At 45.5% G+C, this 13,531-nt stretch carries 9 protein-coding genes; 3 read left to right on the top strand and 6 right to left on the bottom strand.

Translation table 11 applies throughout. The annotated features are described in order from the left end of the window. Positions 1 to 48 precede the first annotated feature (48 nt). Genes BacF7301_RS09665 through BacF7301_RS09655 form a run of 3 tightly spaced genes read left to right on the top strand, consistent with a single transcriptional unit; the run spans position 49 to position 2,863 of the window. Positions 49 to 948 carry an efflux RND transporter periplasmic adaptor subunit gene (locus tag BacF7301_RS09665; RefSeq protein ID WP_167962293.1) on the top strand — a complete coding sequence of 300 codons (900 nt, stop codon included), beginning with the start codon at positions 49 to 51 and terminating at the stop codon, positions 946 to 948. A gap of 29 nt (positions 949 to 977) precedes the next feature. Continuing rightward, the gene (locus BacF7301_RS09660) at positions 978 to 2,036 is read left to right on the top strand and encodes a sensor histidine kinase (protein ID WP_167962291.1); all 1,059 of its coding nucleotides are present in this window, start codon (positions 978 to 980) and stop codon (positions 2,034 to 2,036) included. A gap of 29 nt (positions 2,037 to 2,065) precedes the next feature. Then, complete coding sequence (locus tag BacF7301_RS09655; protein ID WP_167962289.1) at positions 2,066 to 2,863, top strand: LytR/AlgR family response regulator transcription factor; 798 nt, start codon at positions 2,066 to 2,068, stop codon at positions 2,861 to 2,863. 157 nt (positions 2,864 to 3,020) lie between these two features. Here BacF7301_RS09655 and BacF7301_RS09650 read toward each other — a convergent pair whose 3' ends face one another. From BacF7301_RS09650 to BacF7301_RS09625, 6 genes are all read right to left on the bottom strand, one after another. Continuing rightward, entirely contained in the window at positions 3,021 to 4,967 is a 1,947-nt protein-coding gene (locus BacF7301_RS09650; RefSeq protein ID WP_167962287.1) for a glycoside hydrolase family 97 protein, read from the bottom strand. 15 nt (positions 4,968 to 4,982) lie between these two features. After that, on the bottom strand, positions 4,983 to 7,310 hold the full coding sequence (locus BacF7301_RS09645; RefSeq protein WP_167967154.1) for a GH92 family glycosyl hydrolase: 2,328 nt from the start codon (positions 7,308 to 7,310) through the stop codon (positions 4,983 to 4,985). Positions 7,311 to 7,335: 25 nt separating this feature from the next. After that, a complete protein-coding gene (locus BacF7301_RS09640; RefSeq protein WP_167962285.1) occupies positions 7,336 to 8,130 on the bottom strand; it encodes a basic secretory family protein in 795 nt (264 codons plus the stop codon). A 13-nt stretch (positions 8,131 to 8,143) separates the two neighbouring features. Continuing rightward, complete coding sequence (locus BacF7301_RS09635; protein WP_167962283.1) at positions 8,144 to 10,489, bottom strand: GH92 family glycosyl hydrolase; 2,346 nt, start codon at positions 10,487 to 10,489, stop codon at positions 8,144 to 8,146. Positions 10,490 to 10,635: 146 nt separating this feature from the next. Then, entirely contained in the window at positions 10,636 to 11,904 is a 1,269-nt protein-coding gene (locus BacF7301_RS09630; protein ID WP_167962281.1) for a hypothetical protein, read from the bottom strand. 39 nt (positions 11,905 to 11,943) lie between these two features. Further along, on the bottom strand, positions 11,944 to 13,515 hold the full coding sequence (locus BacF7301_RS09625; protein ID WP_167962279.1) for a C2 family cysteine protease: 1,572 nt from the start codon (positions 13,513 to 13,515) through the stop codon (positions 11,944 to 11,946). Positions 13,516 to 13,531: the final 16 nt, after the last annotated feature.

Raw genomic sequence — 13,531 nt, 5'->3', positions numbered from 1 at the left:
GTTGAGAGTTTTGATAATACATTTTATTATAAAATACAGTATATGAAGATGAAGAAGATATTTTATTCTGTCCTTTTACTTGCTTTGACAGCTTGTAAGGGCAACCAACAAATTACGGATAACGAAACTGGTATGGTTTCCGCAACTGAAGTTGCGGCAGACACCGTGGCGAAACAACCCGAAGTGGATGCCGTCACTTCCGCGACTTCGAAACCGAATCAGGTTTCATTCAACGGGCGCATTGTCCTTCCACCCCAACGACAGGCGACCATAGCGTTAACGATGGGTGGGGTAGTCAAGAACACTTCTCTGTTGCCCGGACAACATATAGCTAAGAACGCAGTTATCGCCACCTTGGAAAATCCGGAATTCATTACCCTGCAACAGACTTATCTTGACAGTCATGCGCAAGCGGAATATCTTCTGGCGGAATACGAGCGTCAAAAGGCACTTTCCGCCGAACAGGCGGCTTCGCAAAAGAAGTTCCAGCAGAGCAAAGCGGATTATCTCTCCATGAAAAGCCGCCAGGATGCTGCCGCCGCACAACTCTCACTACTGGGTGTCGCCCCGGAGACATTGCTAAAGAACGGCATCCAGCCATTGCTGGAAGTGAAAGCCCCCATCAGCGGCTATGCAGCCAATGTGGCAATGAATATAGGCAAATATATCAATCCGGGAGAAGCTCTTTGTGAGATTATTGACAAAAGCTCCCCGATGCTCTGCCTGACTACTTACGAAAAAGACCTTGCAGACATACAAGTGGGCAGTCCCGTGCAGTTCCGCGTCAACGGGATGGGAACGCAGACTTTCAACGGAACAGTAGTCTCCATCGGACAAAAAGTAGACGAAACCAACCGTTCGCTCGAAGTTTATTCATCTATCAAAGAGACAAACGCACAATTCCGACCGGGCATGTATGTCACAGCACATATTCAGAAAAACGATTAATCACTAAAAAATTCTCTTATCTTTGCAGTATGATAGTAAAGGCAATAAAAAAAGACAAATATGTGCTTTCCACAGTCATTATCTCGATGGCTGTGGCGGTATTAATCCATTTTCCGGAATCTGTATCCCTTTTCGACCGGTTCGAGAGCCATTCGTTATTTCCCGGAATGAAGTTTATGGATGTGGCTAATGAGATACTCTTTACTTTTCTGTCTCTGCTCCTGCTTTTCGCTGTCAATACACGGCTGTTCCATTTCAACCAGTCGTCTATCAAGATTACGGGAACAAAGATTTTGCTCTCTTTCATCCTGACGTGGATATTGAGTAATCTGTTGGGACAAGTCTTTGTCTTTCTGCACAAAACGTTCGATATTCCAGCTATCGACGCGATGGTACACCATTATCTGCATCCGTTGAGGGATTTCATCATGGCGTGTCTTGTCACCAGCAGTTGTTATATCATCCATCTGATATACCGCCAGCAGCAGGTGCTCATTGAGAACGAGCAACTCCAGGCGGAAAATATCCGCAACCAATACGAGGTCTTGAAAAACCAGCTCAACCCGCATATGCTATTCAATTCGTTGAATACTTTGCGTTCATTGGTACGTGAGAATCAGGACAAAGCCCAAGACTATATCCAGGAACTTTCCCGGGTACTGAGATATACCCTGCAAAGCAACGAGTCACAGAGTGTCAGCCTTCGCGAAGAAATGGAATTCGCTTCCGCTTATATCTTCCTGCTAAAGATGCGCTTTGAGAACAACTTGCAGTTCGACATACAGATAGCCAAAGCATACGAAGATTTCCGGCTTCCACCGATGGCTGTGCAAGTATTGATTGAGAATGCCGTTAAACACAATGAAATAAGTAACCGGAAACCGCTGGCTATCCATATCACCACAGACGGGAATGGCTTCTTATCCGTCAGCAATGACATTCAGCCCAAATGGACTGCCACCCCCGGAACGGGTATCGGGCTAGTTAATCTTGCCAAGAGATACCACCTTTTATTCAAGCAAGAGATACAAATCACAGAGGATAAAGAATTTACCGTTTCTATTCCCCTGATTGACGAAGCACAATAAAAACAGTGATTTACAGATAAAAAGACACCATGAAGACTGTCATTATAGAAGATGAAAAGGCAGCGGTACGCAACCTTTCCTCATTACTCAACGAAGTAAAGCCGGACGCGGAAATTGCCGCCATACTAGATAGTATCGGTTCCACTATCGAATGGTTCGGCTCTCACCCGATGCCGGATTTGATATTCATGGATATTCATCTGGCGGACGGATCGGCTTTTGAGATATTCAATCACGTCAGTATCACTTGCCCGATTATCTTCACCACTGCCTATGACGAATATGCTCTGCGGGCTTTCAAAGTGAACAGTATCGACTATTTACTGAAACCTATCGGCAAGGAAGACATCGAACGTGCCCTCGCCAAACTGGGAAACTTACAGCATACCGCCGCTCCCGACTCTCAACCGCGCCACAACCCACACCAGGAAGAAGAACTGCTACAACTTTTCCATTCGCTCAAAAAGCAGGAGAACTATAAGACGCACTTCCTTATCCCAATGAAAGGAGACAAGCTCTTGCCTGTCTCCGTAGATATGATACTATTATTTTATATCAAAGATTGCCAGGTTAAAGCTGTCTTAACCGACGGCACAGAATACAACTTTACCCAAACTCTGGACGAACTCACCGACTGTCTCAATCCCCACCTTTTCTTCCGCGCCAACCGCCAATATCTGGTGTCGCGGGAAGCTATCAAAGATATTGATTTATGGTTCAACAGCCGGTTGTCCATCAATGTGCGCTATTCCGGAATCAAGGAAAAAATTCTGGTCAGCAAGGCACGGGTGGCGGAGTTCAAAGAGTGGTTCTCTAAGAAACAATAACATACGCCCGGACTAAAAAAGCACGAAGTGTAGAGCAAAAAGTTTCAACCCCATTTGAAACTATTAGTTTCACACCGAGAAACACTTCGTTTCATTACTTGAAACACTTCGTTTCTCGGTGTGGAACACTTTGTTTCACTACATGAAACAAAAAGTTCTATTCGATGATAGCAGCAAAGCCACCGTTCCTTACCATTTTTACGGTAAAGGAATCTCCCGCTTTCACTTGAGATGACTTGCAACGGTAGTCCATAGCCTGCCGTCCCGCATTGATTCCATCTTCAAAAGATGTCATTTGATAAGAACGGTTCTTTTTCAAGAAGTCAAGTTTCACCGTAAACTCACGTTGGGTTTCGCCATTGTTAGTAATCCCCCCTATGTACCATTTGTCACCTTTCCGTTTGGCGACAATTACATATTCGCCCGCCTTGGCTTCCAATGCCACTGTTTCATCCCATGTGACGGGAACTTGTGTTATGAAACGGGTACAGTCTTCATTCCGATAATAAAGGGTGGGATTATCCGCCAGCATCTGCAAGCCACTTTCAAAGACCACAAAGAGAGCCAATTGATAAGCCCGGGTTCCGATGCTTGCGGCATTGGGACGTTCCGCACTGTACACATCGGGTTGCATGCTAATCATTGCTCCGGGTGTATAGTCCATCGGCCCGACTGCATTGCGCATGAAGGGTAAGTACAAGCTATTATCGGGACAGCAACCACCCATTTGCTCCATTCCCCGTACCCCTTCATAGGAGAGCACGTTCGGATATTTATACTCCAGTCCCGCCGGTTTGAAAGAGCCGTGGAAATCGACGAACAATTTGTTTTTGGCGGCTTCACGGGCTACACGCTCATAATAGTTCACCATCCACTGGTCGCTTCTATCCATAAAATCAATCTTGAGCCCTTTCACACCCCACTCATTGAAAGTCTTGAACAGGTCGAAATTGTTTTCTACAGTCAGCCATGTAAGCCAAAGTACGATTCCTACATTCTTTTCTTTGCCGTAACGGATTAACTCGTGCAGGTTTACTTCCGGATTGGGCGTGTAAGGGTCGCGGGTACTTTTAGCCCATCCTTCGTCCATGATGATATACGGAATACCAAATTGGGAAGCAAAGTCTATGTAATACTTGTAAGTCGCCAGATTGTATCCGGAAACGAAATTCACGTCCGGCCCGTAAGGGGAAGCATCGTTCCACCATTCCCAACTCACTTGTCCCGGTTTTATCCATGAAACATTTTGAAGTTGGTTCTTCTCAGCCAATTTGTAAGTCATCGTATTCTCGATTAACTGACGGTCGTTTTTAGTAATCACGAAGTAACGCCACGGATAATTCCTTGTCCCTCTCGTTTTGGCAATATAATCGGCTTCCTGAGTAATCTTGACACTGCGGTCACCACTCTCGGTAAAAGCAAGCGGAGCTTTAGGGAAGGTGGAAACCATTCCATTCGTACCCGTCCCCTTGAGGAACATACACGGATAATCCGTCAAGTCCGATTCGCTGATTAGAATTTTATAGTCTTTCCGTGTATCAATCAGAGCAGGCAGAACTGCCATCCTATCTTCCGGCTTCCATACATTGCTCTGAACATGCGTATAGGATTCTTCATAAGCAGTTTTGAAACCACCCGGCTGTTGCAGATGAAGCTGGTAATCCGCCGGGAAATTGATGACGAACTCTTCCCCCATTACTTCGACTTCACCTTTCAGTGAAGTGACAAACCGGTAGGCAACTCCATCGTTAAACACACGGAACTCTACGGAATAATCCTTGAAGGTTAGTACCAACTGATTATAACTGTTATCAATTCCTGCATACTTCAACGGCACAACAGGAGTCAGCCGTTCATTTACACTGGTACGCTTCTGGCGGCGTAACTTGGGATTCTGTCCCAATACCTGATTCTTCAAAGTCAGTTGCAGGGAGTTGTCTTTCAATAATACTTCTCCATTGTAATCTATGCTATAATAGATTTTATCCGAAAGATTGAACGACACTTTTAGTTCTCCGTTCGGAGAAACCAGTTCCAACTTCTTCTGGGCATGAAGTGACAATACCAGACACAGGAACACTGATAGCAAAAAATACTTTCTCATTGTCTTTACTTTATGTTATACATGGTTAGATTGATATTTCATTGTTTTTCCCGGAAGAGAAAGGGAAGGCGGCACAGCCTCATCCAATACGCCACGCTTGTAGTTCGGTCGGTTGCTCATCACAAAGCGTAACTTCACACCATCGCGGACATCTTCGTATCTCAGATAGGATTTGCCGTACTTTTTGCCATTGACGTACAATTCCTTCACGTAGACATTCTCCGGTGACCAGTTATCGGCTGTCATTTCAATCAGCTTGCCATTGCTCATCCGAACGGAGATTGCTTCCACACAGGGAGAGCCGATATTATAGATATTGCTTGACGGAGTAACCGGATAAAAGCCGATGCAGTTGAACATATACCATGCCGACATCTGCCCGCAATCATCATTCCCACTCAGTGCGTCCGGAGTATCACCATAGAAACGTTTGGCGATAGTGCGAACCCATTTCTGACATTTCCACGGCTCCTTGAGGTAGTTGTACAGGTAAGCTACGTGATGGCAAGGCTCATTCCCGTGCCAATAGGCTCCAATGCGTCCCTGTATGTCATGTGCTCCCGGAATGTCATCCGGCAATTCTACGGTAAACAGTTCATCCAAGCGGGTACGGAACCAGTCTTTGCCTGCTTCGTTTATATACCCTTGTACATCTTGCGGTACCGTCCAGGTATATTGCATGGTAAATCCTTCTGTTATGTCCCCCCATCCATGCACGGAGCCGGGACCTTGATAAGCCACCGGAGTGAACGGCGTGCGCCAGTTTCCCTTGCTGTCCCTGCCACGCATATACTTTGTTTCCGGGTCAATCAACGTCTGATAAGAGAGGGCGCGGTTTAGAAAATAATGGTAATCGCCTTCTTTTCCCAGTACACGGGCAGCCTGTGCGATGCAATAATCATCGTAGGCATACTCCAACGTTTTCGACACCGATTCCGCTTCCTTATCGAAAGGGACATACCCCATGGCACGATATTCCGGCAAGCAGTCGTAGTTCGGGTTCATCGCCGTTGTTTTCATGGCTTCATACGCACGCTCGTAGTCGAAGCCTTTTACACCTTTCACCATCATATCCGCCAACACGGAAACGGCATGGTAACCAATCATACACCAAGTTTCGTTTCCATAAAACGACCAGACAGGAAGCATTCTTTCCACACTCTTGTCATAATGCGCCAGCATTGAGTTCGCAATATTCGCATTTACTTCCTGCTGAACGAGATTGAACCAAGGATGCAAGGCGCGGTATGTATCCCAAAGAGAGAATACGGTATAATTTGTGAAGCCTTCCGCCTTTTCTATATTCTTGTCCAATCCACGGAACTGTCCGTCGGCATCCTGAAAGACGAACGGGTGCAAAGCTGCATGATAAGCCGATGTATAGAATGTTCCCTTTGCCTTGCGGTCGGCAGTCAGCGCATACTTTCCAAGTTCCTTTTCCCAAAGAGTTTCTCCTTTCGCCTTCAGTTCGTCAAAAGTCAGCTCGGAAAGCTCGCTCATATTATTCTTTGCTCCGTTTGTACTGACTGCCGAGATAGCAGTTTTTACAATCACTTCCTCTCCTGCCTTAGTATCAAAAGAGATACAAGCCATAAGGTTCTTTCCCCAAGCCTCATAGCAGCTACGAAATCGGGAAGTATTGTAAATCACCGGTTTCCCGTCCTGCATAAAGCGCAATCCTGTCAGTTTTCGGGAGAAAGTAGCCGTGAAATAAATGTGCCGTTCGGGTCCCCAACCTTTCACCAGTTTATATCCGGTGATGGTAGAATCGTTTTCCATACGCAGATTCGACCATTCGCAGGATTGCCACAAAGTATGATTCATGTCAATCATAATAAATGCTTTCTCTGACGCAGGATAAGTAAAACGAAACATGCCACTACGTACTCCCGAAGTCATTTCGGCTTTCACTCCATAGTCCGCCAGTTCTACTCCGTAATAATTGGGAGAAGCCCACTCCTTTTCATGCGAATAACGCGAACGGTATCCTTTATCGGGTTCTTCATGCGTACCCGGTTCGAGTTTCATTTCTCCCGTTCCCGGAATAAACAGGAAGTCGCCCAAATCCGGTATGCCGGTGCCGCTTAGATGCGTCAGGCTGAATCCCAACAGTGTGAGATGCTTGTATTTATAGCCCGAAGCGGCATCATAGTATTTGCAGTCCGTGTCCGGGCTCATCTGAATTCCCCCGAAAGGAATCTGCGCACCAGGATACACATTGCCATACCCGTCTGTCCCTACAAATGGATTCACATAGTCAATCAGCCGTCCGGTTTGAGCCATGCCCGGCAAAATCACGCTTACCAGACACGACCAAACCAAAAACAATCTTCTTTTACCCATTACATTGCCATATCTGTTCATATTATTATGCTTGTATATCTCCCACGGCAACCTGGTATTCATGCCATAGTTCGTCAATGCCATATTCCGCTCCCAAGATATGTTTTATAGCCCCATCGAACGACCAGGGAATCACTTCCAAGGCACTCCGGTTGAATTTACGCAGAAATTCCGGATCTTTATTGTCACGCAGCCAGACAAAGAAATAGCCTGCCGTACGATACCCGTCCATGTAGTTTCCACCTTTCGGACGGGCATTCGGACCGTCAAAACCACCGTTTGCCACACGCACGGCATCCGCCATACCTTCGATAAATGCCCAGAACACGCGGTTGGTTCCGTAAGAGCCGACTCCCTGCGGTTCCAATTGATAGGCGTGTGTCAATTCATGCAACAACACTCCGCGCGTCTCAAAAAACAGCTTTGCCGTATCATTTTCCGCAAACGATTTCTCAATGTGGCGGGTACTGTAAAAGATGGTAACTTCGCCATCACCACCGCCTTTGGCAGAAATTCCTTCAATATCTTCCAACGTATAGTGGATTTTATCAACCGGGACGATACTGTCTTCCGGTGATTTATAAAGTGTAGCCAATACCGTACGAGCCTGTTCCTTTATATAGGATTCCGCGTCGGGAATAATCCGGTGGTAGATGTCCGAACCTTTCGTTTCGGGCGCTTTATCTTCGAATATGACGGTTCCTACATTATACTGATTCCACGCATCATCTGCAACTTCATTCTGATTATTCAAGATTGAAGAGCAGGCTCCCATGCCCACCGACAGGCAGGCAACATAAATCAAATGTCTCTTTTTCATGTTTTTCTTCTGATTATTTAGTGATTCCATCTGTCAACGAATAAGGTTTGTCCTTTGCTGCCACGCCACGGTGTTTGCTCGGTGATGCCGCCATCTTAAATTCCAGTACGCCACCCTTGAGTATATCTTCGTGTGTGATATACATCTTATCATACAGCTTCCCGTTCAGTTTCAGCGACTGCACATAACGCTTTTTGTCACTTACATCCGGCGCTTTGATTTCCAAAGTCTTCCCATTGGGAAGTTTCAACTTCAGATAAGGCAGGTACGGCGCTCCGAGCACATACTGGTCTGTCCCCGGACAAACCGGATAGAAGCCCATCACGGAGAAAAGATACCATGCCGACATCTGTCCGCAGTCATCATTTCCGCCCAGTCCGTTGATGTCATTCCGGTACATCTTATTCAGGATTTCGCGTAGCCAATATTGGGTTTTCCACGGCTGGGAAGTCCAAGCGTAAAGATAGGGAATATGATGGCTTGGTTCGTTGCCATGCACATATCCGCCTACCAGACATTCTTCCGTTATATCTTCGTTGTGTTCATAATATTTCTCCGGCAGATGCATGGAAAACAGTTTGTCCAGTTTGTCTACAAACGCTTTCTCTCCCCCCATCAAGTCCATCATACCGAAAACGTCGTGCGGCACGTGGAAAGAGAAATTCCATGAGTTTCCCTCGATAAAACCTTCACCATACGTCTCCAACACATCAAACTCTTTCTTGAACGAACCGTCGCTATAACGGGGACGGGCAAAACCGATTGCTGTGTCATAGATGTTCCGGTAATTCAAGGCACGTTTCCGGTATGTTTCCACAATCTCCTTCTTACCGGATTTCAAGGCTATCTGATAGATAGTCCAGTCATCATACGCATACTCCAGTGTGGACGAAGCGGCTGTTCCGCTCTTGTCCAGCGGAATGTAGCCCAGTTTCATATAATCCGCCACACCTTCATAATAAGGTACAGTAGAAGTACTGACCATTGCATCCAAAGCTTCTTGCGTATTGGGAAAGACGCCTTTGGTTATCGCGTCCGCCAACACAGAAACGGCATGATAGCCGCTCATGCACCAGTTCTCATTTCCCATCAGGCTCCATACGGGCAACATTCCGTGTACGCTCTGCTGTTCATGCTTTATCATTGATTCCACCATATCCGCATTACGTTCCGGTTTCACCAAGTTCAGGAATGGGTGTTCAGCCCGATAAGTATCCCAAAGTGAGAATATCGTATAATTAGTAAATCCCTTTGCTTGATGGATATTATGGTCTAAACCACGGTATTGTCCGTCTACGTCCATATATACCGACGGATTAATCATTGTATGATAAAGCGAGGTGTAGAACATGGCTTTCTGGTCGGCAGTCCCTTCTATCTCAAAATGGTCAAGTTCATTGTTCCAGTCTGTACGGGCAGCTTCTGCCAGTTGTTCAAAACTCTTCCCGGATGCTTCGGCACAAAGATTACGGATGGCTCCTTCGGTGCTGACTGCTGAAAGAGCTACTTTCACTATCAGTTCCGGTTCGTCAGCCGTGTCGAAATTGAAGTAAGCCACAATCTTACGTCCGGTAATCTCCGGGAAATTCGTCTCCAGGTTGAAGCGACGCCAGAAGCCGTTGTAGAGAACTTTTTCCTTGTCTTTATAGCCATAGTCCTTAATAGGTTGCGACAGGGAAATAGCAAAGTATGTATAGTTTGTTCTCGCCCACCCGTTCGTGATGCGATAACCGGTCAATAACGTGTCATTCTCTACACGCAGGTTTGCCCAAAGCACCTTACCGTCATAATTGTAAATGCCATGTGCCAAATCCAGAATCAAATGGCCGTTTTCGCCTTTCGGGAAAGTATATTTATGTATTCCTGTCCGTTGTGTAGCGGTCAGTTGCGCTTTAATCCTGTAATCATCCAGCATTACTTCATAATATCCGGGAGTAGCCTTCTCCGTAGCGTGACTAAAACGGGAACGGTATCCTTCATTGGGATTTTCCGCCCTGCCGGGATTCAGTTTTAGTTCGCCTACGGCGGGCATCAATAAGATGTCGCCCAAGTCCGAGTGTCCTGTTCCGCTGAGATGGGTGTGGCTAAAACCGACAATGGTCTTGTCACGATATTGGTATCCGGCGCAATACTCATAAGCATTTTTTTGATAGGCGCCATTTATATTATGTGGAATTGTGTCTGTGTCCGGACTTAATTGTACCCACCCGAAAGGTGTGCAAGCACCGGGAAAGGTATGTCCCATACCATTTGTGCCGATAATCGGATTGACATAATCTGCTGGTTGTACCTGTGCGAAAAGAAATGAAGTTCCTATCAGCAAAGCTGCTCCGAGTGACAGTATTTTTATGTTGTTCATGGTTTACGAGTTAAGGGATTAATATTACTTCAAAATGAAAGGACAGTATGCTGATAACCATAATCCGGCTTTCACTACTTTGTCTTCTACCCATCGTAGAAAGAAGCAAAAGCCGGACTAATAAGCCCTGATTTATAATCTATTCTTTATGGTTTATCATCTACCATAAACCAATTATCATTTGTCGGGCTCAAGAAATAAATATAAGATATCATCCTATCCTCGCCATGTACCTTGCCCTGTACCATATCCTGTATCATATAAAAACCATCCTCATCATAGAAAGCTGTAAAGAACTTAGCCAAATTCGCATTTGCCCTATTTACATCTTCCGAATCATGGCTTCCAAACGGCTGTGTCGGTTGTCCGCTGTTGAAATAAATGCGGTCTGCATCATCTCCTACCGTCCAGTTTGTAGGGTATAAAATATACCATATCAACTCTTCTTGCGGGCCGGGACAAAGAACAAAATATCTTTCGGGACGATCATCCAGTTCGATATCACCTACACCTTTCCATCCCAATTCTTGCCAAAGTTCCTCTTTTGCATCACCATGACTGTAGTAATTGGTTATCTTATGTTTCTTCCAAGAAGAACCTGTGTAATATTTTACAATGTCCTTATTGGAGTCTAACGGCAACGTACAATCACTCGTCATTGCATGAGTTGTGAAATTATAGTATAGATGTTGCAACAAATTTCCATCAATCTCAACCGACTCACCCAACGTAAAGGTTACCAGTTCATCATCAATTTTCCAACTCAATGCTATATCCTGATGCTCCAATACTCTCTGATTCAAACGGCTGAAGCGGATACTTCCACTACCATTTTCGTTTCTTGAAATCGCATAATGGATAACAAATCGTCCTTCACCGTTACGAAACACTCCGGTACCGTTCTTTGACAGTTCTTCAAGTTGCTTTTTCAAAATTAGAGCGTCCGCTTTATCATTCTCATTTGCTTTCAGCTCCGTTGTTGTGACCGAGACAAAGCTCACTTCCCGGGCACTGGAACGTTCCGCCATGACAATCTCCTGTCCAGAAGTTTGCGTTATTTCAAATGTCTCTTCCGGATTACCGGGCAGATACTTCAACGCACCGCTCATCGTAAGAACAACCACCTTTTCACCGTCAAAATCCAGATAATAATCACTCTCCACCTTATCTTCCAGAATACTCTTATCCGTATTGGTCACCACGGTACCGTTTTCGTCAAACTGGAAATAGCAGATGTGTCCCTGATAATTTATCTTCCAGCCTTCGGCAGCACACAACGCTTTCTTTACTTCCGAAGGTTTCAGCCTGTCAGAGCTCATATTTCCTTCGTTCTCCCATTCTTTCCAGACATCTGTCATGCCACAACTGTAAAGCGTCAGGCATAATGTCAGTAATATATAAGTAAGTTTTTTCATGATTAGAAATATTTTAATTAAGAATAATATTCAAAGTCATCATCTCCCCACATTCAGCACACTGCTGGCGATACGCATCGGAGAAAGGGCATAAGAAGGTGGCGTATAGGGTTCAAGATTCCCTTTTATCGCATATCCTGCCGCAGCTCCCGCATCTATAATACGAAGGTCGATGACAGGTGGAATCACCTTATCGTTTTTAATTTCCAGCAGTCCGTCTTCTTTTCCGTCGCTGTATCCACCGGCAACCAATGGTAAAAGTCCCCACGGATTACGCATTATGAACAATGAATTATCATCCGCCGCAGGATAGAAACTATAAGCATGAAGACTCACCGACTTGAAGTTACCTATCGGCAGGTCACTCGTCGTAAATCCGCCAACCACAATCTTACGCTGTTGCAAAGATACCATTGCGGCACGTTTGAGTTCGTTAACAGACAATTTATTGGGAGAGAAAGCGAAGCTATTGCCGCTTCCGGTGAGGATGGCAGAAACATATTCACTTGCGATTCCATTAATATCCGATGTTCCACCATAGATCTGCTTCCACTTAATCACTGCCTTCTCAACCACAGTAGCCCAAGTGACTTTATTATTCTTTCCGGAAACCGCACCAATGTTGCCGTCATCATCCTTTACGAAATAGTTGCTCACTCCTATCTCCACCGCTTTTCCCTTCGGGTCAAACAAAGTAACCGTAAATGTGTTATTCCCGTTTTCCTTCACCATCTTCTTGATGTATTTCGGGAAAAGATAAGCGATAGAAGCCATCACCGCACAAGCGCAACAGTCACCGATAGAATGTTGGTTGACATCTGCCGGCTGCGGGTCGCCGAAAGGATAGAGTGAACCGACCTGGAAAGTAGCCCAGGAAAGTCCGTCGAAAGTATTCGGTTCTTTGGCAGGATCTTTCAACCACTCCAAATCAGCGGCAGACGCTGTAAAGCCACCCAAATGTATCGTTCCCATAGGAGTTTCCGGAGAGTAGGTGTTGCCCGTTGAGAAAGCCATCAAATCATCTATGTTCCCGTCGAAGGTAGCTGCGGAAAGTACCCATTCGGCTATCTGCGTGGCACTTCCACCGTTGTTTTCGGTAATGGAAAGCTTATAGTAGCGGTAAGAAATGGCATTATCAAGCTCAAAGGTCTTTGTTTCTTTTCTGTCAGAAAAGACCCGGTTAGTCTGTTTATCAATCGTCTTCCACGTTTTATTATCGAGCGAACCGTATAAAGTCCATGATTTAGGATCCATTTCCGGCTGGTTGTCAGCGGAAGTCAACGAATAAGTAAGTACCACTACATTGCTGTTTCCATTCCAGTTGATATCGAACTTATCATGATAGGTAATATATTTTGTATTCACGTCATTATCCACCAGTTTTCCGATATCAGAACCTGCCGGAGCATCGGAATACTGGGCAATAATCGTGCCGCTCGAAGGCATATTCGCGTTGCCGTTTCCCAGCGTCCAGTAGGGGGAAGACTCTCCCCCACCCGGTGTTTCGTCATCATCGCCCGAGCAACTGCCCAATCCAACGGCAAGTGATACGACCAATCCTAAAAACACTTTCTTCAATATGCCTGACTCTAATTGTAATTTATTCATCATAGTCTCTTCTTGTTTG

Origin of the sequence: Bacteroides faecium (assembly GCF_012113595.1) — a bacterium.
In the GTDB taxonomy this organism is placed as follows: Bacteria; Bacteroidota; Bacteroidia; order Bacteroidales; family Bacteroidaceae; genus Bacteroides; species Bacteroides faecium.
The sequence above is the reverse complement of the archived record's forward strand: the minus strand, read 5'-3'. Positions and strand labels throughout refer to the sequence as shown.